We start from the raw sequence: 23,415 nt of genomic DNA on the forward strand, positions 1-23,415 counted from the left end.
TTAGTCCTCCTAGTGTCGTCTTAAAGTATGATGAGTTCTTTAGTAGAATGTGTAAGGGACTCATTATGGTCCAGTGTAATTACGGTATCGTCCTCAATCCTTACTCCGCCAAGGCCAGCAATATAGATTCCCGGCTCCACTGTCACAACCATTCCTGGTTCAAGGACTGTATCTGATCTGAATGAAAGACCAGGTCCTTCGTGTACTTCGAGGCCGATTCCATGTCCTGTGGAATGTCCGAAATATTCGCCATAGCCTTTTTCGGTAATAAAGTTTCTTGTAAGCGCATCGGCTTCTCTGCCAGTCATGCCTGGCTTAATGCCTGCCATGCCACGCAGCTGGGCTTCAAGAACGATATCGTAAATTTCTTTCATCTTGTCCCCAGGGCTGCCGACAGCTAATGTACGCGTAATATCAGATACATACCCTTTATAATATGCACCATAATCAAGGGTTACCATGTCACCCGTTTCAATCACCTTGTCACTTGCCACACCGTGCGGAAGGGCTGAACGATAGCCTGAGGCTACAATGATATCAAATGAAGAAGAAGTAGCTCCTTGTTTTCTCATAAAGAATTCAAGTTCATTTGACACCTCGAGCTCTGTTCTTCCTGGACGGATAAACTCAAGTATATGTGTAAACGCAGCATCTGCTATAGCTGCTGCTTCCTTTAATATCTTAATCTCTGAATCGGTCTTAATCAAGCGTAACTTTTCAATTTCACCTGATACAGGCACAAGCTCAGCTTCAATACCCTTATCAAATGTTTTATATGAAGAATATGTAACATGGTTTTCCTCGAACCCAAGCTTTTTGATTCCCAGATTTTTGGCCTGAGCAGCGACTTCGTCCTGGATCAATCCTTTATGAAGGACAACTTCGTAGCCTTCGCATTGCTTTGCAGCCTGCTCTGTATAACGGAAATCTGTAATAAACAACGCTTTTTCAGCACTGATTAATACCATGCCTGCAGAACCTGTGAAACCGGTCATATACCTGCGGTTGAAATCGCTTGTGACAAGCATGCCATCTATACCGAGATTTGCAAAACTTTCTCGCAATTTTTGAATTTTTTCCATAACCCTATTCCTCCCCTTTTTCTTCCCTTTTGAATGCTTCAAGCGCCAATTCATAGCCAAGCAGGCCAAGTCCGGCAATCTGTCCTTTTGAGACGGGAGCAATCACCGATTTGTGCCTGAACGCTTCTCTTTCATAAACATTTGAAATATGTACTTCGATAACGGGACAGTTTATTCCTGCTATCGCATCCCTGATTGCATAGCTGTAATGCGTATATGCTCCAGGATTAAATATAATGCCATCTATACCAGTGTCCTCCGCCTCATGGAGTTTGTCAATCAATTCCCCTTCATGATTGGATTGGAAACAGATGATCTCTATCTGGCTTTTAACGCCCAGTTCAACCATCCTGTCCTCCAAATCCCTTAACGTACTGACACCATATATTCCTGGCTCTCTCTTCCCCAGGCGATTCAGATTAGGACCGTTAAGCAAAAGTATTTTTTTCATATAAAGGCTCCCGTAAAAAAAAGAATGTTCAATAAGAACATTCTATCACAACTATTTTAACGAAAACTACTTGGATTCGCTCAAGAGGTAACTTCCTTATGATTTTTTCCCCTGTTGCGTATTTCGTTTTCCTCATAGGATATTGAATAGCCTACAAATACTCCATAGAGGACATAAAAGCAAGCAGAGGTAATCAGTGTGTTTCTCGAAAGGTCCCAGAATGGTTTTATCCCTGGAAAAATAGGATTAAGAACATAGAATACAAGTAAAAATAGAGCCAACCCAAATGCTGCTCCTGCCCAAATCGAATTGACCTTTCTCAAAACTGCATAGTACACGAGCGCAGCACCGATAGAAAAAAGACCAATTGCAATTATCGAAATCACCGTGCCAAGCCACTGCTCTTTCCATTTCCCCAAAGCCCATGGCTCAAGAATGACATTTGGCCTGATTTCCGTAAAGTTGAAGACATAAGCTAAGTAAGCCAGGGAGCTCCACAAAATCCCGCCGAACAAGCCAGTGATGATCGTCATCATCAGAAAAGACATTGGTTTTTCTCGTTGATTTTGTTCAAGGTTTTCCTGATTTTCTGCCATTAATTGCACCTCCGTTTTTAGTATGTCCCGGAGAACTAATTCAATTGCATGAACTGGAAAAATTGTCGTGCTAGGATTGTCTTTGATATAGAGGTTTTTGCTATTTTTTAGTAAAATAAAAATTAAGTATATAAACAGAATTCCAGTGCTTTTGGCAGCCTTGTCAGGCAGAAGGCGATGTGGAGGTTATAATCTCTCGTTTAAGCATTTCTAAAAAAGGAAAAAGAAGCAGGAGAAGAGTATAAAATCGAAGAATTTGTATAAAGTAAACGATGGCAAGTTTAAAAGACGAAAAAAATGCTCATGATGCTTGTAGGGAGGTGGCTTTCTTTGAAGAATCGAACTTCTATGTATATTGTTTCAGGGCTTATTGTCCTTTCTGTTATCGGTATTTTCTCTAAATTGTGGAACGACCCTGTCGGTGTCTTTAAAACACTGGCTGTAATCGCGGTGATCGGTGCAGTGATTTATTTTCTCGTTAGGCGTTTTTCTGGATCCAGCCCCGGAAAGCAACACCAGCGAGCATTCCAAAAAGCAGCAAAGCGATCCAAAAAACGATTCCAGGCTAAAGAAGCAAATGTTTCCTCTAAACGTTCAAAAATCAGATCGCTCGCATCAGCACGGAAGAAAAAAGATGCGTCCCATTTAACCGTCATTGACGGAAAAAAAAGCAAGAAAAAAAATCGGGCTTCGTTTTAAGCTCGATTTTTTTTATTTGTATCATTTAACGCCTTTCCCTAATAACACCATGATTTGAAAAATTTATCCGCATTCTTCCTCCCAAGTTCAATCAATTCTTGCTTTTTTTCATCATTCAGCTGGAATTCTGTTGTCAAATTACCCTCTGTCGGTATGAATATAATATTTTTTTCATGCTTTCGTGAAATATATCTCGAGTCATGCGCATCCTTCATTGTCTCGAATAGAGCATCGAACATTTGCAATGCATTCTTGATTTTATTCGTTGGCTGCTGTGTTAAGTGATGGCTGAGCTTGACACCTAGTACCGGGCGGACCTTTTTGACGTTCTCCTTATCAAACAGCCACATCGGAAAATTGCTCAACACTCCTCCATCCACGACGATATTTGTCCCAACACGATCTCGCAGTTTTACTGGTTCAAAAAAGAAAGGCAGGCTGCAACTCATCCTGATCGCTCTTGCTACCGGAAAAGTTCTTGGGTCTATACCATACTTCGGCAGGTCATCGGGAAGAATCAAAAGCCGGCCATTCGTTAAATCAGATGCGATTATTCTCAAGGCATCCGGAGCAAGGTCTCCAAACGTGCGCAAACCTCTTGCTGCCAGCTTTTCAGCAATCCAGCACTCGAGTTCATCACCTTTATAAAGTCCGAGCCTCCAGTATACAAACAGCCATTTAGTCAGCGCTGTTGGAATGATCGACTTTCTGGAATCAAGAAATTTTTTCAGATCCAGTTCACCCACAAGTCTGGCCATTTCTGCGCTTGAATAGCCCGCAGCCAGCAGACCTGCAACCAATGATCCGGCGCTCGTCCCTGCTACCCGCTTGAACCTGAATCCCCTCTGCTCGACTGCAGCACAGGCTCCAATCAATGCAAATCCCTTGATTCCTCCTCCGGAAAAAACGCCGTCTATATACATATGAGCCACTCCCGTCGATGTTATCCCATTGATACATCTTTAAGCGCTCATTTTATAAAATAGTACGGCGTACAAGTTAAAAATTTTTCTCGTTTATGTGAAGTACTGTATCTCCGCTTCAGGGAAAAATGAGTGGATATATCCGCGAATCGTTTCCTCAAGTTCTTTTGCTTCATCCGTTTGATAAACGTATTTGCCGATGCCGTAGCGCCCCCATTTGTACTTTCGCTTTTCTTCATTCATTTCAAGCTTCGATTTTGGATAGCGTTTCTGGATGACGTTTTTAGCAGGCTTAGTGAATCGGTGCTGAATCAGTTCAAAACTCAATCCAGTAAGATCAACTCCTTGAAGTGAATGGCTAAGCCTTTCAAATAATTCGTGATAGCCTTCCCTCCAGCCTTCATGAATATAAATCGGAGCAACGATGAAGCCAAGTGGATAACCCGCTCCCGCCACTTTCCTTGCTGCTTCAAGCCTTTCGTCAAAAGAAGAAGTCCCTGGTTCAAAATGCTTGATGACGTAACGAGCATTGACACTGAAACGGAATCTGGTTTTGCCATTATGCTTTGCATCAAGCAAATGGTCGACGTGATGATACTTTGTTACGAACCGCAATTGGCCATATTCAGTCTGGCCAATGAATTCGATTGTCTTTTTCAATGCATGCGTCAAATGATCGATCCCAACAATGTCCGATGTACAAGCTGCTTCAAACCTTGTGATTTCAGGCTTCCTTTCATCCATATATTTTTGGGCCTGCTCGAATATCTCATCGAGATTCACATAGGTACGGATGTATGGCTTGCTTCCAAGCGTTGTCTGGAGATAACAGTAATGGCAATGTCCCATACAGCCAGTCGCCAGCGGAATGGCGTATTCAGCTGACGGCTTGGAAGTGTCGAACTTCAATGTCCTCCTGACACCGACAACGAGAGTCGACTTCGCATTCCGGTATTGCTGCAAGTCATTTTCACCCGGAATCCCTCGGACCTGGTTATGAGAAGTTGTCTCCCTGATTTCAAGCCCCATCTTTTCAAACTTTTCCTTTAGCTCACGGCCAAGGGGATATTCCAGCGCCTGTGGCTCAATGTAGACAAGCTGCGGTACAAATGCTTTCATTTCGGTTTCCTCATTTCACTCCATAATTACATATTGTTATTATGGACAGAAATGCAGAAAGAGGATGAGAAAAATATTTCCATCCTCTTTCGTTAATCTTATAAACCGCACTTCAACTGTGCATTACAGTTTGTACAAGTATTGCATCCGCCGATTTCTTTTACCTCGCCTTTGCGGCAAACCGGGCATGTGTTTCCGACTTCAGAGCCGATCGTCACGTTTGTGGAACGCAATTCGTGGATCGTATCTACCAAGACAACATGCTGCTTTTGTTTTTCTTTCTTATCGATTACTTCTTCCATCGTGTTCTCTTCCGCTTTAAGCGTTAATACCTGTGAATCGCGGGAGCCGTCAACATAAACAGTTCCGCCTTTTGCTCCGCCTTTATACAGACGCTCATATACCTTTTCAACCTGCTCGACGCTGTATCCCTTCGGCGCATTGACCGTTTTACTGATCGAGCTGTCAATCCATCGCTGGATGACACACTGCACATCAGCGTGTGCTTCAGGCGCCAATTCCATTGCTGACACGAACCAGTTCGGCAGGTTTTCAGCATCAGCGTCAGGATTGCGGTCAAGATATTCCTGAACGATATCTGCCTTCACTTCAATGAATTTGCCAAGACGGCCGCTACGGAAGTAGGAGAAGCTGAAGTATGGTTCAAGGCCTGTACTGACCCCAACCATTGTCCCAGTTGATCCCGTGGGAGCAACAGTTAGCAAGTGCGAGTTGCGAATTCCATTCTCAAGAATTGACCCACGAATATCTTCAGGCATTTTCTTCATGAAGCCAGTGTTTGTGAATGCCTTGCGCAGTCTGTTTGTTTCATCTTCTGTTCCACCCTGAAGGAATGGGAAGCTGCCTTTTTCCTTGCCTAGTTCTACAGATGCTCTGTAGGCAGAAGTCGCGATTGTCTCAAATACCATATCGACAAGCTTGTTTCCTTCTTCAGAGCCGTATTCCGTTTCACAGTAGATCAGAAGGTCGTGCAGTCCCATAACGCCTAAGCCAACACGGCGTTCGCCAAGAGCTTGCCTTTTATTATCTTCAAGGAAGTAAGGAGTCGCATCGATGACATTATCCTGCATGCGCACACCCACTTCAACAGTACGCTTCAATTTTTCAAAGTTAACCGTTTTTGTTTCCTTGTCCGCCATTTCTGCAAGGTTAACGGCAGCAAGGTTGCAGACAGAGTTTGGTGCAAGAGGCTGTTCCATTTTGTTATCCTAAAGGCTTTTTATCCCTTAGTTCTAACGGTTCCTTTTCCCGTTAGTTCAGCATATCTTTTCATTACACACACTTTTCATAAATAATAGGAGCTCTTTTCTTCCTCGATCTACTTCAAAAACAGCTTTAGAAATTACCCTTAAATCTTTAACTCCAAATGAATTTTCAATTTGGTCAAGCATACTACTAATTGTAGTACTGACCTTATTTAAGGGAGTACTTAAAACTAAACTTGAATTGGCAATTGACCATTCGACAATGAATTGCTTAATTTCTCCATGAAGAACCTTTCTCTTGTTAACATATATGTTAGTTGCATTTTGAATTGCACTTTTTCCAGCACATACTTTATTACAAAACTTCTTAGGGGAACTTACAAGGGTTATAAACTCGGAGTTGCAAATCAAGCATCTTCTTTTTTCCCTCGGAGTTTTGATCTTGCCTTTTTGTGAAAGACCTGATTTTTTTAACCCGTCTAACATTCTTTGTTTTGCTCGACTATTAGAATTCCATAATTGTTTTGTATGCTCCCCGATTTTTCTCTTAGTAGCTGGAGAATGTTTTATATTAAAGTGCCCATTCAATGACCCTGATAACGATTTGTTAATAGTAGTATCTTTTGATTTAATCCATTTCGTTATAACAGAGTTTAAAGTGAAAGGTAGGTATTCATATAAGTTTAAAAGTTCTTCATAGGAAATCAATTCACTATCTATTCCATGTAGAGTTTTTATTCTTTCTAAAGCCATCCTGGCGCATTTTTTAGCTTCTCTGTTCCGAGATTTTATTTCAACAATCTTTGACAAAGAGCCATTTTGATCGAAAATGAAAAAATCAGGTTTATAAATCTTATATCCTATATCAAAGGTTTTTGCTTCATATGTCCAATTCACCTTATGATAGTCAAGATATATGGCGTATGCATACTCATAGGAACTTCTAAGATAGAATCCTTTATAGTAGCCTGCATAGCCTCTATTCATAAAAACCTCTCCATTTTTTTGTGGTGTAATGTTGCGGCCTCGTGGATGGATTATATTCTGCTATCGCAGGTTCACCATCTATGCGTTGCCCCTGACCTTGTTTTTACCCAAGACCTTCGGTTCGGATTCCCATCTCAGGGTTCCCGCTTTATTCCGCAATTTTTAACGTGAGGCAAACTAAGCTACTCTACCACACGGATTTGTTGCTACAACTTTCTGTCCATACGCCTGTGCGTTTGTCATGTCGTTGGCATTGTCGATGAAGAAGATGCCTGGCTCTGCTGAGTATGTCGCACAGATATTGACCAGGTTCCATAATTCTTTTGCTTTGATTTTTCTGTAGGTACGTACTTTATAGCCAAGCTTTTCCCATTCACGTACGTCGCCTACCTTATGCCATTCTTCGTTATAAACCTTCATTGTCTCAGCATCATAGCTTTCAACATCCGGGAAGCGAAGTTCATATTCAGCATCGTTTTCGACTGCATCCATAAAATCTTTAGTCAGTGTTACTGAGATATTTGCACCAGTAAGGAATTCTGAGTTGTGAACTGTATAAGTGCCGCCAGTAGCAAGCTTTTCTTCGGCTGATTTAATAATATCCGCGCTGAATCCACCGTAACCCGGGATGCTCTTGTAGTTAACGATTCCCTGGTACATCGCTTCTTCCTGCAAAGTCATCGGTGTAAATTTCAACTTTTCTTTCGCCATTCTCTTGATTGATTCATCATTTGTGTTTTCAATCAGGAAGCGTAGGATCCTTGGGTTTTGCATTTTTGAAATGATGAATTCTACAATGTCAGGATGCCAGTCAGAAAGCATGATCATCTGTGCGCCCCTTCTGGACCCGCCCTGCTCCACTAAATGCGTAAGCTTAGCAATGTCGTCTAACCATGAGACTGATCCGGATGATTTTCCGTTTACTCCTTTGGCTAGTGTGTTGCGAGGCCTTAGTGTGGAACCGTTCGTTCCTACCCCGCCGCCGCGGCTCATGATTTCCATAACCTGTTTGCGGTGTTCGGAGATTCCTTCGCGGGAATCTTTTACAAAAGGCATTACATAACAGTTGAAGTAGGTAACGTCTGTGTCAGCTCCTGCTCCGTATAAAACGCGGCCTGCAGGGATAAAGTTCAAGGATACAAGCTCCTGATAGAACTTTTCGAACCATTCCTGGCGCTTTTCCTCTGTCTTTTCAACTGCTGCAAGCCCGGTCGCATTACGTTTTGCGATTTGCTCGTAGAATACCTCCAGCGGCTTTTCGATGACGTCCAGTGACTTTGTGATCACGCCGGTTGCTGCTTCTTCCGGGTCATCCAGCACACCGCGGAATTCTTCGTCTACAAGCACTTTTGCTTTTTTGTTCTCCCAATCAATATCTTGTATGAATCCAAGTCCGCGCGCTGGGAATTTTGGATCCTCTTTGATAGTAAGGACGACGAAATCCCCATTTGATAGAGTGATTTTTTCAGTGTCTTTAAAAGTATAGCGGTCCAGCATGACTAATCGGGATACGCCTTTGTGGGTAAGTTTCATATCAGGTGTGATGGGGTGAACCTGCGGGAACAACTTGATATCATTGTTCAGGCTATCAACATTCAGGCTCATTTTTTGTCCAAAAGTAACAGACATTTCTACAACTCCTTCTAAGGTTTTAATTCATATCTGTAGTATGTTACTAGAAGTATGTAATTCTAGCTGCATTCTTGAATTACCCTTACGTTATCATATCGAAACATCAAAAATCAATATATAGTGTATTTTTTATTTTCGACAATACTATATATGGTGTTAAGGTCAAAAGAAATTTATTTTGTCAAAAATGAAATCTATTAAAAAAGAGAGATAAAAAGAGAGAAAGACAGATTTCCTACAATTAAAGATAAAAATCAACAAATTTCGAAGGTTGCACTTTTACTAAGTCTAAAGGCCCCTTGAAAATACTGGATAAAATTAAAAAAAAAGCGGAATTCCGCTTTTTATTTTTTTATCTCTTGAAATTCCATTCATCCGATTCATACTTATTTTTCGCCAGCGTATTTACATATTCTATTTCTTCATCACTTAACTGATATGGTTCCAAAATAATTCCAAGGCCATCCTCAAAGCCTGTCTTGAATGCTTCCTTCGCTTCATCGATGGATATTTTCCGGCTGCTGATTTCGTTGATTGCGACAGCTTTTGATTTGAAAGCCCTCTGCATTCTTTCTTTGACCCGTTCATTAGGGTATTTAAACAAGCTGAAAAGTTTGTCCTCATCAAGATCCAGCAGGATCGACCCATGCTGAAGAATGACACCCTTTTGGCGTGTCTGGGCACTCCCGGCAACCTTGCGCCCCTCAACAACAAGCTCATACCAGCTCGGAGCATCAAAGCATACCGCAGAGCGCGGGTTTTTTAGCGCGTCCTTTTCGGCAGAAGTTTTCGGCACAGCAAAATAGGCATCCAGTCCAAGCTTCTGGAACCCTTGTAAAATCCCTTCTGATATAACCCTGTAGGCTTCAGTAACTGTCTTTGGCATTTCAGGGTGCTCTTCGGTAACGATCACACTGTATGTAAGTTCATGCTCGTGGAGTACACCCCTGCCTCCAGTCGGCCTGCGCACAAATCCAAGACCGTGCTCCTTTACGGCATCCATGTCTATTTCTCTTTCGATATTTTGAAAATAACCTACTGAGAGGGAAGGCGGGTTCCATCCATAAAAACGAATTACTGGTGGAATCTTCCCAGCTCCATGCCAATCAAGGAGTGCCTCATCAAGTGCCATATTAAAAGAAGGAGAGTTGTCTCCTGAATCAATAAATCTCCATACCTCTTTTTTCATACGATTACCCCATTTTCAAATATTTACGGTTAAGATTTTTTTAGTCTATCAAAATAATATTCAAAAGCAAAGCAGCTTGTTTTAAAGAAATTTGCTAAATTCCTTTGCTCTCAGGTCAGATGACTTATATAATTATAAGTGGCTCAGCTAAGCTTGAAAGGAGAAATATGTTTTGGATACACTTATTTTTTTAATCGTCCTCACTGTTGCGGTAATTCTCTACTCTGTTTTCATGTATTTCTATCAAAAGAAAATCGTGAAAACATTGACGGAAGAAGAGTTTAAGAGCGGCTATCGCAAAGCTCAATTGATTGATGTCCGTGAACCAAATGAATTTTCCGGCGGACACATTCTCGGTGCAAGAAATATTCCACTTACCCAACTGAAGTCACGTTTGAAGGAAGTCAGACCGGACAAGCCAGTCTATCTTTATTGCCAGAGCGGATCCCGCAGCGGCCGTGCTGCACAGCTGCTTTATAAAAAAGGCTATAAGGATCTGCACCACCTTCAAGGCGGATTTAAAAAATGGGGCGGCAAAGTCAAGGCTAAATAAGCGAACTTCCCATAAAATTACCCCTCAGCTAGATGGCTGAGGGGTTTAGCTTTTCTTCGATGTAAAAACAGCACTCCCCCACATCGTCAGACCTGAAAGGAGAACGATTAAATACACATTGAAAAAGATTGTATTAGTATATTGATTCAGCCAGGGAAAACGATAAATTCTTGAATCCGGATTCTTGGGCCCTCCTCCAAGCAAGGATATCAGTTCTGAACTATCCTGCCAGATACGTGCAAGTGAAAAGATAATGATTAATGGCAAAATGATAGACAGCAATAACTTCCATCTTCTGTTTATTACTTCCTTGAAAAATAAGAAAAAGGCTGTAAGGTAGAGTGTTAGCACCATTATAAAGGGAATGATTAATAGCAGAGCCAAGTTCCCATTTCCTGAAATGGTTTGTGGGTCAATTGTCAAAACATCAATCCCAATCACAATTAATAAACTTAAAACTGCGAGACCAGTTAAATTAGCCACCTTGTAAGCACAGGATATCTCCTTATTTGTAAATACCTTCAGTATGTAGCGGAAAGGTACAATCAGCAGAAAAAAACACATTACAATAAGCAATACAATAGAAAAATCCATCTAAGTTCCCCTTTAATTTCTTATTCCTGCCTAATATTCTGCGTCACCTGCCTTCTATCCTTCTATAACACGGTTAAACCTCACGATTTCTTTCAAAATCACTTAAATCTAAATCTACCCAGATATAAAAAAAGTCCTGCCGAAACGACAGGACTTCAAAAACTTATTCAGCTTTTTGGTAGCGCAGGATAGGCTTCCTCGCTGCTGTTGTTTCATCCAGACGGCCTACAACTGTAGAGTGCGGCGCTTCCTGGACGATTTCCGGATTCTCTTCTGCTTCCTTGGCGATTTGAATCATCGCATCGATGAAGGCATCAAGAGTTTCCTTTGATTCTGTTTCTGTTGGCTCGATCATGATTGCCTCTTCCACATTCAATGGGAAGTAGATTGTCGGCGGGTGATAGCCGAAATCAAGCAGACGTTTGGCAATATCTAAAGTACGGACGCCAAGCTTCTTTTGGCGCTTGCCGCTGAGGACGAATTCGTGCTTGCAGTGCCTGTTGAATGGAAGGTCATAATGCTCTGCAAGCCTTCTCATCATATAGTTCGCATTCAGCACAGCATACTCCGTAACAGCTTTCAAGCCGTCTGGACCCATTGTGCGGATGTAAGTGTATGCACGGACATTGATGCCGAAGTTGCCGTAGAATGGCTTAACCCTTCCAATGGACTGCGGACGGTCGTAATCGAATTTATATACGCCATCCTGTTTCGTAACGATTGGCTTCGGCAGGAATGGGATCAGGTCAGCCTTGACGCCTACTGGGCCAGATCCTGGACCGCCGCCGCCGTGTGGGCCTGTGAAAGTCTTATGAAGGTTCAAGTGAACAACATCAAAGCCCATGTCGCCAGGACGTGCCTTGGACATTACAGCGTTCAGGTTCGCTCCATCATAATAAAGCTTACCGCCAGCACTGTGGACGATTTCTGCCATTTCAAGAATGTTTTCTTCGAATAGACCAAGCGTGTTCGGGTTCGTCAGCATCAATGCAGCTGTATCTTCTCCGACAACCTTTCTTAGATCCTCTAAATCTACGAGTCCATTTTCATCTGATTTTACCGTGATGGTTTCAAAACCCGCTACTGTTGCTGAGGCAGGATTCGTGCCGTGAGCAGAGTCAGGAACGATAACCTTTGTCCGCTTATCATCGCCATTTGCTTCATGGTAAGCACGGATCATCATCAATCCAGTCCACTCACCATGGGCTCCGGCTGCCGGCTGAAGAGTCACCTCATCCATGCCTGTGATTTCGATCAAGTGCTCCTGCAGGTCATACAACAATTCAAGTGCACCCTGGACTGAACTCTCGTCCTGTAACGGATGCAAGTGAGCAAAGCCGTTGAAGCGGGCAACGTTTTCATTCATTTTAGGATTGTATTTCATTGTGCACGATCCTAACGGATAGAAACCAGAGTCAACTCCGTGGTTGCGCTTGGAAAGTGCAGTATAATGGCGCATGATATCAAGCTCGGATGCCTCAGGAAGCTCGGGTTCTTCTTCGCGCAGGAAACCTTCAGGCAAAAGCTCAGACAAGTTTACTTCCGGAACATCCATTTCTGGCAGGCTGTGGCCGACACGGCCTGGTGTGCTTAATTCAAAAATGAGTGGCTGATCTTCCTTATGCATTGATATCCCCCATTTCTTTTACGAAAGTATCTATTTCTTCTTTCGTTCTAAGTTCAGTTACTGCAACAAGCATGTGATTCTCCAGTCCAGGATAATCGCGGCCAAGGTCATAGCCGCCAATAATGCCTTTATTGAGAAGCTGCTGATTGACTTCCTTGACAGGTTTATTAAGCCTCACTACGAACTCATTGAAGGAATGGCCATCAAAAGCGATTTCGAAGCCATTTTCTTTAAATGTTTTTTTCGCATAATGGGCTTTCTGGATATTAGCAAGCGCCATTTCACGAACACCCTTTTTCCCAATCGCCGTCATTGCAACAGATGCAGCAAGTGCATTCAAAGCCTGGTTGGAACAAATATTGGAAGTGGCCTTGTCGCGACGGATATGCTGCTCCCTCGCCTGAAGCGTCAGAACAAATCCGCGACGTCCCTGGTCATCCTTCGTCTGGCCGACAAGTCTTCCTGGAACCTTTCTCATAAGCTTTCCAGTAACGGAGAAATATCCACAGTGCGGTCCGCCGAATGCTGTCGGGATCCCGAAAGGCTGCGCATCTCCTGCAACGATATCCGCACCAAATTTCCCTGGAGGTGTTAGTGCTCCAAGTGCTAGCGGGTTGCTGGAAACCACAAATAAAGATTTGTTATTATGGGTGATTTCCTCGATTTCCTTCATGGATTCGATGCGTCCAAAGAAGTTAGGATACTGGACGATTACAGCTGCGACTTCTTCGCTAGCCATATCTTTTAAAGCATCAAGGTCAGTCACGCCATCCTTGTGAGGAACTTCGACGACATCAATGTACTGGCCTTTTGCGTAAGTTTTAACAACATCTTTATATTCCGGATGGACAGCGCTTGAGATCAATACCTTCTTGCGCTTTGTATGGCCAGCGCTCAGCATAGCAGCTTCTGCCAATGCAGTACCGCCGTCATACATCGATGAGTTCGCTACTTCCATTCCAGTCAGTTCACAGATCATTGTCTGGAATTCAAAGATCGCCTGAAGCTCACCCTGGGAAATTTCCGGCTGATAAGGAGTATACGCAGTGTAAAATTCTGAACGTGACAGAACATGGTCTACAATGACCGGAATGTAATGGTCATATACACCGGCACCGATAAAAGAAGAGTACATTTTCAAGTCAGCATTTTTTGCAGCCATTTGCGCCAGTTCTTTCATAAGCGCTGTCTCAGGCTTGGCTTTTTTGATATTGTATTCCCCGGCAAAACGGACTTTTTCAGGAATATCGCTGAACAGTTCGTCAATTGATGAAACGCCGATGCTTTCCAACATTGCGTTTTTATCACTTTCAGTCAGCGGTAAATAGCGATGCTTCATAACTTTTTCCCCTCTCCGGCTTTTATTTTTTCTCTCTTTTATAAAAAGGTGTAGCTGAAACGGCAGCTTTTAAACGCTTTCCGCGGATTTCAACTTCCACTTCATTACCTAAATCAGTTTCCTTGGCATCGATGAGCGCAAGACCGATATTTTTCTTCAATGATGGAGATTGAGTGCCGGTAGTTACTTCACCGATTTTGACGTCTCCTTTGTAAACAGGATAGCCATGGCGCGGAATTCCGCGGTCAATCATTTCAATCCCGACTAGCTTTCTTGGCAGGCCATTTTCCTTCTGCTGCTTAAGCGCTGCTTTGCCGATGAATTCTTCTTCTTTATTCAACTTCACCGCAAAGCCAATGCCAGCTTCAAGCGGGCTTATTTCATGAGACAGCTCCTGGCCATATAAAGCCAGATTCGCTTCAAAGCGCAATGTATCCCTTGCACCTAAACCACATGGAATCACGCCTTCTTCTTTGCCTGCTTCCAGGATTTCCTTCCAAAGGCTGACGGCATCTTCGGCATTGCAGTAAATTTCAAAGCCGTCTTCACCTGTATAACCCGTTCTTGATACAAGAGCTTTCTTTCCATTCAGATCAACTTGTTCGCTGAATTTGAAAAAGCCAATCGTGCTCAGGTCATGATCCTTTACTAGCTTTTGAAGCACATCTTCAGCAGCCGGACCTTGCAGGGCTAGCTGGGCCATGCCTTCAGAAAGGTTCTCAATTTGGACATCACCCTCCAGATGGTCCTGCAGCCATTCGAAATCCTTTTCGATATTGGACGCATTGACGACAAGCAAGTAGTGGTCATCTTCAAGCTTATAAACGAGCAAATCGTCGACAGTGCCGCCATTTTCGTAGCACATGGCTGTGTATTGAGCACCGCCGTTTTTAAGTTTTGAAACATCATTTGTCATCATTTTTTGTAAATAGGCCAGACTATCGGGGCCTTTCACTTCGACTTCACCCATGTGGGAAACATCGAATAAGCCTGCTTTCGTTCTTACAGCTTCGTGTTCTTCTTTTATACTTGAAAACTGGACAGGAAGATCCCAGCCTCCAAAATCGATTGTTTTACCACCGTATTCCTTATACACTTCAAAAAGCGGTGTTCGTTTTAATTCAGTCATTATGTATCCCCCTTCGTCCTGTGCCTAACTAATCAGCAAACAGCCCCTGAAATATCAGCCAGCAGCGGTACTCATCCGACCTCGCAGCCCAATAGCCGCAGGAGACAAAAAAGGACAGAGCACCCCCTCTAAAATTCGAGAGGGTCTCTGTCCTTTCACCTGAAAGTTTACCTTTAAAGGCTTTCCCCTTTGGTGGCTTCCGCTAAAGAAAGCGCTCTCCAGAGATGCGTCAAACAAGAGTTCTTTTGCCTGAGAGATTCACAAAGATTGCTTGCTCCTTCGGCGCTACCAGGGTAGTCTCTCCCCTTGCTGTCATCCGCATTTATATAATTTTCCAAATTGGGCATGCTAAACCTTATTACACATGGCTGCAAACTGATTTTTTAAGACTTTAAAGTGACAAATTTCAAAACATTCAAATCTATCTTCATCCTACCATTAGACAGCCGGGTTCGGCAATACATTTATATTTTAAAAGAGGTGTGTAAAATGACCGTGCAAATTAACTTTGATTCTTCCTGGCAGGACGAAATGGTTGAACGAATCGAGCATGACGGACCATGGGGAAACTGGGAACTGTTCAAGCTTGCTATTGAAATAGAAAAACATACCATAATCCCAGAATTCGAAGGACTTCAGGCGCCAGTCCACCTGCCTGAACTGACCCCGCTTCCACATCAGCTTGAAGTAGCAAAACAGGTTGTCGAAAACATGAACGGCAAAGCAATCCTTGCAGATGAAGTAGGCTTGGGCAAGACAATAGAAGCTGGTCTTGTCTTAAAAGAATACATGATCAGGGGGCTTGTAAGAAAGGTGTTGATTCTCGTCCCTGCCTCGCTAGTATCACAGTGGGCAATGGAATTGAACACGAAATTCCATATCCCTGCTGTCGCCCAAAAGAAAAGCTATGTTTGGGAGCAATGCGATGTTGTGGTTTCTTCCATTGACACAGCCAAGCGAGCTCCACACCGGGACATCATTAATAATTTAAATTATGACCTTATCATCATCGATGAAGCTCATAAATTGAAAAATAACAAAACAAAAAACTATGAATTTGTCCAAAACCTGAAGAAAAGGTTCTGCCTGCTGCTGACAGCGACGCCGATCCAAAACAGAATCGAAGAAATCTTCAATCTCGTTTCACTCCTGAAACCAGGCCACTTAGGCAGTGAAACCGCTTTTTTTGAGAAATATAAAAAGGATTCACGATCTGTTAATGATGATCAACACTTAAGGGAATTAGTGAATAAAGTTATGATCCGCAACAGGCGTGCAGATACAGGAATTGAATGGACCAAGCGGCATGTCGAGACGATTGCGATTGAATTTTCCAAGGAAGAACGCGCCTTGTATGACTCCATCCTCTCATTGAGAGATTCAGAAGGAGGACTTTCTTCAAGCCAGTTTTCACTGATGACTTTGCAGCGGGAGGCATGCAGCAGCAGGGAAGCTGTTTTTTATACTTTAAAGAATATGCTCCAAAGGCAGGATAACCCTTCAATAGCCTTCCAGGATATCATCGGCCAGCTGATTAAGAGAGTCGAGGCGGTCACGAAGAACTCGAAAGCAGAAAAAGCATTGGAATTGATTAAACAGATAAACGACAAGGTCATCATTTTTACCGAATACAGAGCCACCCAGCTTTATCTCCAATGGTTCCTAAAGCAACACGGGATCACCTCTGTCCCTTTCCGAGGCGGCTTCAAGCGTGGCAAAAAGGATTGGATGAGGGAGCTTTTCCAGAAAAATGTCCAGGTACTCATAGCAACCGAAGCTGGAGGCGAAGGCATTAACCTGCAATTTTGCAGCTACATCATTAATTTCGACCTGCCATGGAATCCGATGAGGCTGGAACAAAGGATTGGAAGGATCCATCGCCTCGGACAGGAAAAAGACGTGAAAATTTATAATTTCGCGACGAAAGATACTGTTGAAGAGCATGTCCTTAAGCTTCTTTACGAAAAAATTCATCTGTTCGAAAAAGTTATCGGAGAACTGGATGATATTCTGACAAAATTGGAATTTGGCAATATCGAAGACCATTTGATTGATATATTTGGCAAGTCTTCTTCTGAAGGTGAAATGAAAATCAAGATGGAAAACCTGACCTCTATGATCCAGTTCGCAGAAGAAATGAAGGAGGGAAACACGCGTGCAGCAACAGGAAATCCATAATTTTCTCGAGAGATATTTCACTGCCAATCACTGTGACCTGCTGGAAAATAACCAAGGTTATATGACTGTCCAGCTGACCGTGGAATTGGATAAGGAGCTGATGAATCGTCCGTTTTACTGGCACTATCTTGAGAAGACGGGCGGCGTTCCGAATCCAATGAAGCTGACCTTCATTACAAATAAAAAGCAGGCACCTGACCATATAAAAGGCGAGGTCATTCACTTTGGCTCACCACGGCTGCATCAGATTTTTCAATCAACAAAAAATCTGGCCGGCTTTATCAGGCTATATGAGAATAATAATTTCGGGCTACAGACTCCGTTGATTCCTTGGATTGGACTGAATATGAAAATTTCCTACCAATGCGACAGGAAACGGGATGTCTACCAGTCGATTGGCCTGCAGCTGATCAATGGAAGGATGGTAGAAGACTTCCACGATAAGCTTTTAAGTCTGCCGATGAGGTCAAAAATACCAGACTATGCCTATACCCTTTCACCGCTTATTAAGCCGAGAAGCGGTTTGAACAGGATCCAATCCTACTTGACCAATAGAATCGAACTGGAAGACCACTCGTGGGCTGATGAAGCAAGAATGCGCTGGAAAAAAGATCTGGATTTACTTCACCATTTCTATGAAGATGAAGAAGAAATATCCGAAAGCTTTGAAACTGAAAAAATCGCATTGCAGGAACAATACGAACCAAAAGTCAATATATCAATCGTAAATGGCGGATTATTTTATCTGACAGAAAAGGCGTTATAACTAAGAAAAGCGCAAGCGCCTTGTTCAGCCCCGACAAGCGCTGGAGCTGGACATTTCTCGAAGTGAAATTTTATACTTTCTTATCTCATAAATAAAACCCGGCAGTCTTGAACTGCCGGGGTTCCTTTTACTTTTTCTTTTTAATGCTCGACATCAGCAAAAAGGGAAGAATTCCAAACCACCTGAATAGAAAGGTTGCTTCTGCTTCTTTTTTTGCCTGTTTCATTTTTTTTCGCTCTTCTTTTGGCTGGTCAATATACTTAACTACAGTCTGGGTAATGTATTTTACATAATCATTCGTTTTCATGGTTACACCTGCCTTCACCATTACAAGTATAACCAGGCCTTAATTTTTCATACGCTCGACAATTTCATCGACAATGGCAGGGATGGATTTACCAGACGTATCGATTTCGATATTCGCTGTCTCGCGGTACAGAGGAAGTCTGCTTCTGTACAAGGTTTCGGCAGCATCAAGATTGCCTTTTTGCAATAACGGTCTTGAATCATCCCCTTCCACCCTTTTTATAATTTCACTCAATTCCGTGTACAAAAAGACAACATTGGCTTTTTCCCTTAAGAACAATCTGTTTCTCTCCGCACCAACGATTCCGCCGCCTGTTGCAACAATCGCCTCTTCTGAGGGCATTTTCTGCAAAACCTCAGATTCTATTTCCCGGAACTTCGCTTCTCCATCTGTAGCGAATATCTCATTGATCGACTTTCCACTAGATTTCACAATTTCTTTGTCAGTGTCATACACAGGGACTGACAATCTTTTGGCAAGCTCCTGGGAGATTGATGTCTTCCCCGCACCCATGAATCCAACTAAATACATGGTTTCCATATTCCTAGACCACCTGTCAATTCTTTTCTAACCATTTTACCATTGCTCCCTTTTCCTTGTCATATTGGCCAATTCCAATGGATTTCTCACCGCTGTCCATTGTGAGTATGAAAGTCACTTGATCCATATTTGCCGATAAATTTTGTTTTTGAAAAGCCACTTCACCTTTCAGGTAGCTCATTCCTCCCGCTTCCGGCAGATGTTCATCCCGCAGCAATGCTTCAGCTTGTTTAACTGAACAAAGCATATAGTATTCCTGAAGCCTGATTGTTTCAGTTTCTTTGACGAATTTTTTTTCAGTGACATACTGTTCTGTCAATATCAGCAAGAAGAAAGACATCAACAGTAGAAAAATAAGTGATAATGGGTAAATAAAGCCTTTCTCATCTATGGCGTCACTCCTCCTATTTGATAAAAATAGTAAACCCTCGAAGAATATTGAACTCCGTTTAGATCCGTCGCCCTGATTTCTACACCGTCAGCTATTTTTTCAAAGCTGAAGCTCGCAAGGCTCTGCACCAGGATTTCATGGCCAACATAATTGACCCGCCTGCGCATACTTGCAGAATATTTTTCATAAATGATTAATTTGCCATCAACCTTTAGCAGCAGCTTATCCGGCTGTATCGTCAACTGTTCTGCTGAACGAATCTCCTTTTTCACCTGACTGCTGAAAACTTCCCACTCCATCCTGCGGATTCCACTTTCGCCAACATCACCATCCAAGATGAATTTCATGCCTAATGGCAGAATCGAGGCAATCAGCAAAAAGACTGATAAGGCAAGAAGCATTTCAAGCATCGTGAAGGCGTGGTCATTCAGTAAAGCCGCATTTTTTGTAGTTTTGCTGTTGCTCTCCCTCATAATGGATACAAACCTCCCAAGCTGATGGGTCTTCATTTTTGTCTATTGTGACTCGATAAGTGATGCCATTTTGCTGAATGCTTACTCTGCCTGACTCCGTACCCGATATTTTTATGTGCATAAGCTCGTCAAATAATAGATTGCCCGCATCGGCCTCTTTCCTAAGTTCAATATTCTGGTTGAGGACATGAATGGCAATAGGCAGCAAAACGGACGCAGCCATGATAAAGGCAGCGAGCGAAAGCAGCATTTCTGCAAGGAAATAACCTTCACACTTCCGTAACATAGAACCTGCCCTTTCCAATCTGGATCATCATCATGTAAGTCCTGGTTCCAACAGTGACGAAAATCGACCCAAAACTATTGATATTGCCATCGGGCATATAGTAAAACAACAATGCCATCGTTCCTTTTTTCACTTTGATATTTTGAGAGTAATGTCTTTTGACGAGGTAAGTTGCTGTATAATCAGTGCCGCGAATATAGTAATAATTATTTTCCGGCATGATATGGACCGTAATCTGCTCCTGGTGGGCTATCGCATATTGCTGGCTATACAGGAGGTCGGCTTGCAGCTGAGAAAAAAACAGGTCCTTCTCCAGTTTTTCATTTTGGGGAGTAAACATGAATGCGGATGCGAGGGAGAGCATGAAGAAAGCAGCCAGTACGACCAGCATCTCAATCATTGTAAAACCGTCCGATTTCATCATTTCCTGCTTACGGTGTTACTGTCGCCACTGGCTGAACTTGACCTTTAGAAGTGATTTCAATATCAGTGCCGTCCGGACATTTTGCATCTGCGCTTTTCAAATAGCCTTCACTTTTAAGTTCTGCAAAGGAAGGAGTCGTTTTTTTATCCATTTTATATGCCTGGACCTGGGCTTCAACCATTTTCATATAGCCCTCGCATCCCTTCGTATTGATGTTTGAGCTGTGGGTGGATATATTCGGAACGGTGATAATCAATAAAACTGAGATGATCAATAGGACAATCATCATTTCAATTAGCGTAAATCCCTTTTGATTATTTTTCATTTTTCAAAATCTCCTTTTTAAATGTTTAAATTCCTTGTATCATTTGGAACATTGGCAGCAGGATCGCGAGGTACAATGATACAACGAGCAATCCTATAAAGCTGTATAGTACCGGCTGGATGGTTTTCATCGTTTTATCAGTCCTCTCTTCAAGCTGTTTCAGGCAATGGCTGCTGTAAAAATAAAGCTCCTGGTCAAGCTTGCCATTCTTTTGTCCGTGCCTGATGATCCTGGGCAGTTCTTCCTCGAAAAAAGAATAATCCGCGACCGCTCTGTCAAAATCCTGGCCAGTAGCGAGCTTTAAAATGATCTCTTTTCCAAGCACGCTTGAAAAAGGTTCCTCGCGATTATGCTCAAATACTTTCAGTGCGTCCAATACTGAAAGCCCTCCTGAAAATAAATAGCTCAGCTGAATGGAGAAAAAATGTGTATATAGAAGCTTCAGAAGCTTACCAAGCAGAGGTATCTTAGTAAGTCTCACTTTTTGTTCGATTGGCGATAGCTTCTTGAAAATAAAAAAGTAATGAAGGAGGAGCATGACTGATAGGATCAGCAGGAAATAGAGCAGGAAAGGAAAAAACGCAGCGGCTGAGTAAATGGCCTTCATATATAAGTGAGGAGTGAGATTCATATCGGCAAAGAGTGACGTGAATTTTGGGAGCAAAATCCTGTTCACGAAGAAAAATAAAATAAATGTAAGCAGCATTAGAAAAAATGGATAAGACGCCAGCTTTCTTAAACGCTGGTAATCCCCCTCTCTTTTAAGGACCATTTCGCTGCCCTCAGTAACAGCACGTGCCAAGCCGCCATGCTGCTCGGCAAAATAAACATAACTGACTAGATCTTTTTTAAATTTAAGCTGTGCAAGAATTGAATATAATGGAAAACCTTCACGCAGTTGATCTAGGCTTCTTCTGATATCCTCCTTTCTCTTTTTCTCAAGATAAAAGGTCATGGACTCAATCGCTTCTGCCAAAGGGTATCCCCGCGACAATAATTCTCCTGTCCTTTTCAGAAAACGCGCCTGTTCAGCCACAGGCCATTTATTCTCCATCATTCAGAACCCACCTCTGGTATTCAGACTCCTTAATGTAGCCGAGTGCTATACCCTTGGTGATAGCATCCTTCAATGTCTTGTAATGATAGGACTGATGCTCTCCCCTTGCCTCCTTTAGAACTGCGGATAGGTCTTTCCCGGTAAGAATTTCGAAGACATTCCCCCTTTTGCCGCTGCCAGACGAATAACAAAACGGCGAGCATGGCCCTTCACAATATGGACAGGTCAGCTCCACAAGCCTTTGCGCCGTTACGGCTATCAGGGTCTGTTCTATTTCAAGCCAATTGATGCCAAATTCAATCAGCCTGTAGATCGCTCCCCTGGCATCCCTCGTATGCATCGTGGTCAGTACCAAATGTTTAGTAATGATAAAAGGACAACGCATGTTTTATAGATGATTTTTCATGGGTATATAAATAATGCTTTAGCCAGCATCCTCTTTATATAAATGGAGTCGGGATACCGGCTCTTTTTTATATCAGCATCAATCCTCCCAGGATAAACACTCCTCCTACACCCCATGTAGCCATCCGAGAATTAACCATATTAAGTAAACCCCATACACCAATACTAACCCCCACCATGACAGGTAATGCCATAATGTAATCCGAAGCCCAATGCTGCAGCCCGTCACCAATAATCTTTTCATATAAGTACCCCCATAATGTTGGATAATTGTTGTTTGCTACTGATCCACGCTCGAAGAAATTCTGAGCAAGGGAAGTCGGGTCTACAAACTCCCCATGCTCTTTCAATCCAAAGTGTAAATGTGGACCTGTGGAATGCCCTGTATTGCCGCTTAATCCGATTAATTGCCCTTCGTGGAGTGTTTGCCCAGCCTTAACCTTTATATCGCTCATATGCCCATATATGGCTTCTCTGCCATCGGCTAATTGAAGGATGACTCCTTTTCCTATGTTTTCACTTCCATAATCGACTACTCTTTCCACAACCGCTTCACCGATGGAGTGCAGCTGACTCCCCTCTGGAAGTCCTATGTCTATCCCAGTATGTGGAGTTGGATGGATCTTGCTGACCTCCCCGAATTTAGAAGTTATTCGAACAATCATGATTTACACCACGCTTTTCATGGCATCGACTAAGATATTTAAAATCATTGGTGTCATATTGACCAGGACATAGCCTAAACCCGCGCCCATCATCATGGAATAGCCTTTTTCCTTTTGGTTAATCATGACCATGATTGCACCGCCCAGGACTACAACCATTGCAATAGGATAGGCTAGCGCTTGAATGAGGTCGATTAAAGGATTAAAGGCAATAATCATCTTGTCGTACATTTGACCTTGTGCCATTACTGTGACTGCTTCGTGTGCTGATGCTGTAGTAGCTTGAGTCAATGGAGCAATAGCCAATGGCAGCATGGATAATCCAAACGCATACCCGGCTGTTTTTCCTTTCTTCATAATTTCCATTTCTTCCACACTGATGATGTCCTTCCCTTTGTTCATAAAATCGCTGAATTTGATAATCTCTTGCTTTTGTCTGAACATGATGTTTC

26 protein-coding genes, 2 pseudogenes and 1 riboswitch are annotated in these 23,415 nt (G+C 42.7%); of the genes and pseudogenes, 4 read left to right on the top strand and 24 right to left on the bottom strand.

Annotated features, from left to right (window positions below; genetic code table 11):
- Window positions 1–20 precede the first annotated feature (20 nt).
- The 3 genes from pepQ to M3204_RS13560 all read right to left on the bottom strand — a co-directional run bounded on the left by pepQ (window position 21) and on the right by M3204_RS13560 (window position 2,129).
- Window positions 21–1,082: a Xaa-Pro dipeptidase gene (pepQ, locus tag M3204_RS13550; RefSeq protein WP_251482683.1), complete on the bottom strand. Its 1,062-nt coding sequence runs from the start codon at window positions 1,080–1,082 to the stop codon at window positions 21–23.
- A gap of 4 nt (window positions 1,083–1,086) precedes the next feature.
- On the bottom strand, window positions 1,087–1,533 hold the full coding sequence (aroQ, locus tag M3204_RS13555) for a type II 3-dehydroquinate dehydratase (protein WP_251482685.1): 447 nt from the start codon (window positions 1,531–1,533) through the stop codon (window positions 1,087–1,089).
- 80 nt (window positions 1,534–1,613) lie between these two features.
- On the bottom strand, window positions 1,614–2,129 hold the full coding sequence (locus tag M3204_RS13560; protein ID WP_251482687.1) for a YqhR family membrane protein: 516 nt from the start codon (window positions 2,127–2,129) through the stop codon (window positions 1,614–1,616).
- Between the two features lie 330 nt (window positions 2,130–2,459).
- Here M3204_RS13560 and M3204_RS13565 point away from each other — a divergent pair, with 330 nt between their 5' ends.
- On the top strand, window positions 2,460–2,828 hold the full coding sequence (locus M3204_RS13565) for an SA1362 family protein (RefSeq protein WP_251482689.1): 369 nt from the start codon (window positions 2,460–2,462) through the stop codon (window positions 2,826–2,828).
- Window positions 2,829–2,866: 38 nt separating this feature from the next.
- Here M3204_RS13565 and M3204_RS13570 read toward each other — a convergent pair whose 3' ends face one another.
- The 6 genes and pseudogenes from M3204_RS13570 to M3204_RS13595 all read right to left on the bottom strand — a co-directional run bounded on the left by M3204_RS13570 (window position 2,867) and on the right by M3204_RS13595 (window position 9,904).
- Window positions 2,867–3,751 carry a patatin-like phospholipase family protein gene (locus M3204_RS13570; RefSeq protein ID WP_251482690.1) on the bottom strand — a complete coding sequence of 295 codons (885 nt, stop codon included), beginning with the start codon at window positions 3,749–3,751 and terminating at the stop codon, window positions 2,867–2,869.
- Window positions 3,752–3,844: 93 nt separating this feature from the next.
- Window positions 3,845–4,870 carry a spore photoproduct lyase gene (gene splB / locus M3204_RS13575; RefSeq protein WP_251482692.1) on the bottom strand — a complete coding sequence of 342 codons (1,026 nt, stop codon included), beginning with the start codon at window positions 4,868–4,870 and terminating at the stop codon, window positions 3,845–3,847.
- A gap of 98 nt (window positions 4,871–4,968) precedes the next feature.
- Window positions 4,969–6,087 (bottom strand): annotated as a pseudogene (locus M3204_RS13580) (vitamin B12-dependent ribonucleotide reductase); the annotation flags it as partial.
- A gap of 60 nt (window positions 6,088–6,147) precedes the next feature.
- Entirely contained in the window at window positions 6,148–7,083 is a 936-nt protein-coding gene (locus tag M3204_RS13585) for a restriction endonuclease (RefSeq protein ID WP_251482693.1), read from the bottom strand.
- Between the two features lie 189 nt (window positions 7,084–7,272).
- Window positions 7,273–8,712, bottom strand: a pseudogene (locus tag M3204_RS13590) (vitamin B12-dependent ribonucleotide reductase); the annotation flags it as partial.
- A gap of 355 nt (window positions 8,713–9,067) precedes the next feature.
- On the bottom strand, window positions 9,068–9,904 hold the full coding sequence (locus M3204_RS13595; RefSeq protein ID WP_251482695.1) for a lipoate--protein ligase family protein: 837 nt from the start codon (window positions 9,902–9,904) through the stop codon (window positions 9,068–9,070).
- A gap of 232 nt (window positions 9,905–10,136) precedes the next feature.
- Between M3204_RS13595 and M3204_RS13600 the strand changes: the two genes are divergently transcribed.
- Window positions 10,137–10,457, top strand: coding sequence for a rhodanese-like domain-containing protein (locus M3204_RS13600; RefSeq protein ID WP_435367729.1), 321 nt, complete (start codon window positions 10,137–10,139; stop codon window positions 10,455–10,457).
- 45 nt (window positions 10,458–10,502) lie between these two features.
- Here M3204_RS13600 and M3204_RS13605 read toward each other — a convergent pair whose 3' ends face one another.
- The 4 genes from M3204_RS13605 to gcvT all read right to left on the bottom strand — a co-directional run bounded on the left by M3204_RS13605 (window position 10,503) and on the right by gcvT (window position 15,146).
- Window positions 10,503–11,051 (bottom strand): hypothetical protein, encoded by a 549-nt coding sequence (locus M3204_RS13605; RefSeq protein WP_251482699.1) that lies wholly within the window; start codon window positions 11,049–11,051, stop codon window positions 10,503–10,505.
- A 163-nt stretch (window positions 11,052–11,214) separates the two neighbouring features.
- Entirely contained in the window at window positions 11,215–12,678 is a 1,464-nt protein-coding gene (gene gcvPB, locus M3204_RS13610; protein WP_251482701.1) for an aminomethyl-transferring glycine dehydrogenase subunit GcvPB, read from the bottom strand.
- On the bottom strand, window positions 12,671–14,017 hold the full coding sequence (gene gcvPA / locus M3204_RS13615; RefSeq protein WP_251482703.1) for an aminomethyl-transferring glycine dehydrogenase subunit GcvPA: 1,347 nt from the start codon (window positions 14,015–14,017) through the stop codon (window positions 12,671–12,673). The genes gcvPB and gcvPA overlap by 8 nt, the downstream gene beginning before the upstream one ends.
- Window positions 14,018–14,039: 22 nt before the next feature.
- On the bottom strand, window positions 14,040–15,146 hold the full coding sequence (gene gcvT / locus M3204_RS13620; RefSeq protein ID WP_251482706.1) for a glycine cleavage system aminomethyltransferase GcvT: 1,107 nt from the start codon (window positions 15,144–15,146) through the stop codon (window positions 14,040–14,042).
- 227 nt (window positions 15,147–15,373) lie between these two features.
- Window positions 15,374–15,462: riboswitch (glycine riboswitch) on the bottom strand.
- A 173-nt stretch (window positions 15,463–15,635) separates the two neighbouring features.
- Here gcvT and M3204_RS13625 point away from each other — a divergent pair.
- Both M3204_RS13625 and M3204_RS13630 read left to right on the top strand, forming a co-directional pair.
- Window positions 15,636–17,324 carry a DEAD/DEAH box helicase gene (locus tag M3204_RS13625; RefSeq protein WP_251482708.1) on the top strand — a complete coding sequence of 563 codons (1,689 nt, stop codon included), beginning with the start codon at window positions 15,636–15,638 and terminating at the stop codon, window positions 17,322–17,324.
- Entirely contained in the window at window positions 17,302–18,090 is a 789-nt protein-coding gene (locus tag M3204_RS13630; protein ID WP_251482710.1) for a YqhG family protein, read from the top strand. The genes M3204_RS13625 and M3204_RS13630 overlap by 23 nt, the downstream gene beginning before the upstream one ends.
- A 127-nt stretch (window positions 18,091–18,217) precedes the next feature.
- Here M3204_RS13630 and M3204_RS13635 read toward each other — a convergent pair whose 3' ends face one another.
- The 11 genes from M3204_RS13635 to M3204_RS13685 all read right to left on the bottom strand — a co-directional run bounded on the left by M3204_RS13635 (window position 18,218) and on the right by M3204_RS13685 (window position 23,407).
- Window positions 18,218–18,397 (bottom strand): YqzE family protein, encoded by a 180-nt coding sequence (locus M3204_RS13635; protein ID WP_251482711.1) that lies wholly within the window; start codon window positions 18,395–18,397, stop codon window positions 18,218–18,220.
- A 39-nt stretch (window positions 18,398–18,436) separates the two neighbouring features.
- Window positions 18,437–18,937, bottom strand: coding sequence for a shikimate kinase (locus tag M3204_RS13640; protein WP_251482713.1), 501 nt, complete (start codon window positions 18,935–18,937; stop codon window positions 18,437–18,439).
- Window positions 18,938–18,953: 16 nt separating this feature from the next.
- The gene (comGG, locus tag M3204_RS13645) at window positions 18,954–19,265 is read right to left on the bottom strand and encodes a competence type IV pilus minor pilin ComGG (protein ID WP_251482715.1); all 312 of its coding nucleotides are present in this window, start codon (window positions 19,263–19,265) and stop codon (window positions 18,954–18,956) included.
- 59 nt (window positions 19,266–19,324) lie between these two features.
- A complete protein-coding gene (comGF, locus tag M3204_RS13650) occupies window positions 19,325–19,801 on the bottom strand; it encodes a competence type IV pilus minor pilin ComGF (protein ID WP_251482717.1) in 477 nt (158 codons plus the stop codon).
- A complete protein-coding gene (locus M3204_RS13655; RefSeq protein WP_251482719.1) occupies window positions 19,752–20,087 on the bottom strand; it encodes a hypothetical protein in 336 nt (111 codons plus the stop codon). Before M3204_RS13655 ends, comGF begins: the two co-directional genes overlap by 50 nt.
- Window positions 20,071–20,511 (bottom strand): competence type IV pilus minor pilin ComGD, encoded by a 441-nt coding sequence (gene comGD / locus M3204_RS13660; RefSeq protein ID WP_251482721.1) that lies wholly within the window; start codon window positions 20,509–20,511, stop codon window positions 20,071–20,073. The genes M3204_RS13655 and comGD overlap by 17 nt, the downstream gene beginning before the upstream one ends.
- Window positions 20,512–20,518: 7 nt before the next feature.
- Window positions 20,519–20,836 carry a competence type IV pilus major pilin ComGC gene (gene comGC / locus M3204_RS13665; protein ID WP_251482723.1) on the bottom strand — a complete coding sequence of 106 codons (318 nt, stop codon included), beginning with the start codon at window positions 20,834–20,836 and terminating at the stop codon, window positions 20,519–20,521.
- A 25-nt stretch (window positions 20,837–20,861) separates the two neighbouring features.
- Entirely contained in the window at window positions 20,862–21,893 is a 1,032-nt protein-coding gene (gene comGB / locus M3204_RS13670) for a competence type IV pilus assembly protein ComGB (RefSeq protein ID WP_251482725.1), read from the bottom strand.
- Window positions 21,880–22,278: an ATPase, T2SS/T4P/T4SS family gene (locus M3204_RS13675; RefSeq protein WP_285856976.1), complete on the bottom strand. Its 399-nt coding sequence runs from the start codon at window positions 22,276–22,278 to the stop codon at window positions 21,880–21,882. The genes comGB and M3204_RS13675 overlap by 14 nt, the downstream gene beginning before the upstream one ends.
- 88 nt (window positions 22,279–22,366) lie before the next feature.
- A complete protein-coding gene (locus M3204_RS13680; protein WP_251482729.1) occupies window positions 22,367–22,963 on the bottom strand; it encodes a M23 family metallopeptidase in 597 nt (198 codons plus the stop codon).
- A 3-nt stretch (window positions 22,964–22,966) separates the two neighbouring features.
- Complete coding sequence (locus M3204_RS13685) at window positions 22,967–23,407, bottom strand: hypothetical protein (protein ID WP_251482731.1); 441 nt, start codon at window positions 23,405–23,407, stop codon at window positions 22,967–22,969.
- Window positions 23,408–23,415: the final 8 nt, after the last annotated feature.

This window comes from Mesobacillus subterraneus (assembly GCF_023715485.1).
Lineage (GTDB): Bacteria > Bacillota > Bacilli > Bacillales > Cytobacillaceae > Mesobacillus > Mesobacillus subterraneus_B.

What these genes read in the sequence shown, in the direction of transcription:
- pepQ (WP_251482683.1), bottom strand. Translation starts at nt 1,082, where the DNA reads ATGGAAAAAATTCAAAAATTGCGAGAAAGTTTTGCAAATCTCGGTATA.
- aroQ (WP_251482685.1), bottom strand. Translation starts at nt 1,533, where the DNA reads ATGAAAAAAATACTTTTGCTTAACGGTCCTAATCTGAATCGCCTGGGG.
- M3204_RS13560 (WP_251482687.1), bottom strand. Translation starts at nt 2,129, where the DNA reads ATGGCAGAAAATCAGGAAAACCTTGAACAAAATCAACGAGAAAAACCA.
- M3204_RS13570 (WP_251482690.1), bottom strand. Translation starts at nt 3,751, where the DNA reads ATGTATATAGACGGCGTTTTTTCCGGAGGAGGAATCAAGGGATTTGCA.
- splB (WP_251482692.1), bottom strand. Translation starts at nt 4,870, where the DNA reads ATGAAAGCATTTGTACCGCAGCTTGTCTACATTGAGCCACAGGCGCTG.
- M3204_RS13585 (WP_251482693.1), bottom strand. Translation starts at nt 7,083, where the DNA reads ATGAATAGAGGCTATGCAGGCTACTATAAAGGATTCTATCTTAGAAGT.
- M3204_RS13595 (WP_251482695.1), bottom strand. Translation starts at nt 9,904, where the DNA reads ATGAAAAAAGAGGTATGGAGATTTATTGATTCAGGAGACAACTCTCCT.
- M3204_RS13600 (WP_435367729.1), top strand. Translation starts at nt 10,137, where the DNA reads ATGTATTTCTATCAAAAGAAAATCGTGAAAACATTGACGGAAGAAGAG.
- M3204_RS13605 (WP_251482699.1), bottom strand. Translation starts at nt 11,051, where the DNA reads ATGGATTTTTCTATTGTATTGCTTATTGTAATGTGTTTTTTTCTGCTG.
- gcvPB (WP_251482701.1), bottom strand. Translation starts at nt 12,678, where the DNA reads ATGCATAAGGAAGATCAGCCACTCATTTTTGAATTAAGCACACCAGGC.
- gcvPA (WP_251482703.1), bottom strand. Translation starts at nt 14,017, where the DNA reads ATGAAGCATCGCTATTTACCGCTGACTGAAAGTGATAAAAACGCAATG.
- gcvT (WP_251482706.1), bottom strand. Translation starts at nt 15,146, where the DNA reads ATGACTGAATTAAAACGAACACCGCTTTTTGAAGTGTATAAGGAATAC.
- M3204_RS13625 (WP_251482708.1), top strand. Translation starts at nt 15,636, where the DNA reads ATGACCGTGCAAATTAACTTTGATTCTTCCTGGCAGGACGAAATGGTT.
- M3204_RS13635 (WP_251482711.1), bottom strand. Translation starts at nt 18,397, where the DNA reads ATGAAAACGAATGATTATGTAAAATACATTACCCAGACTGTAGTTAAG.
- M3204_RS13640 (WP_251482713.1), bottom strand. Translation starts at nt 18,937, where the DNA reads ATGGAAACCATGTATTTAGTTGGATTCATGGGTGCGGGGAAGACATCA.
- comGF (WP_251482717.1), bottom strand. Translation starts at nt 19,801, where the DNA reads ATGAGGGAGAGCAACAGCAAAACTACAAAAAATGCGGCTTTACTGAAT.
- M3204_RS13655 (WP_251482719.1), bottom strand. Translation starts at nt 20,087, where the DNA reads ATGTTACGGAAGTGTGAAGGTTATTTCCTTGCAGAAATGCTGCTTTCG.
- comGD (WP_251482721.1), bottom strand. Translation starts at nt 20,511, where the DNA reads ATGATGAAATCGGACGGTTTTACAATGATTGAGATGCTGGTCGTACTG.
- comGC (WP_251482723.1), bottom strand. Translation starts at nt 20,836, where the DNA reads ATGAAAAATAATCAAAAGGGATTTACGCTAATTGAAATGATGATTGTC.
- comGB (WP_251482725.1), bottom strand. Translation starts at nt 21,893, where the DNA reads ATGATGGAGAATAAATGGCCTGTGGCTGAACAGGCGCGTTTTCTGAAA.
- M3204_RS13675 (WP_285856976.1), bottom strand. Translation starts at nt 22,278, where the DNA reads ATGCGTTGTCCTTTTATCATTACTAAACATTTGGTACTGACCACGATG.
- M3204_RS13680 (WP_251482729.1), bottom strand. Translation starts at nt 22,963, where the DNA reads ATGATTGTTCGAATAACTTCTAAATTCGGGGAGGTCAGCAAGATCCAT.
- M3204_RS13685 (WP_251482731.1), bottom strand. Translation starts at nt 23,407, where the DNA reads ATGTTCAGACAAAAGCAAGAGATTATCAAATTCAGCGATTTTATGAAC.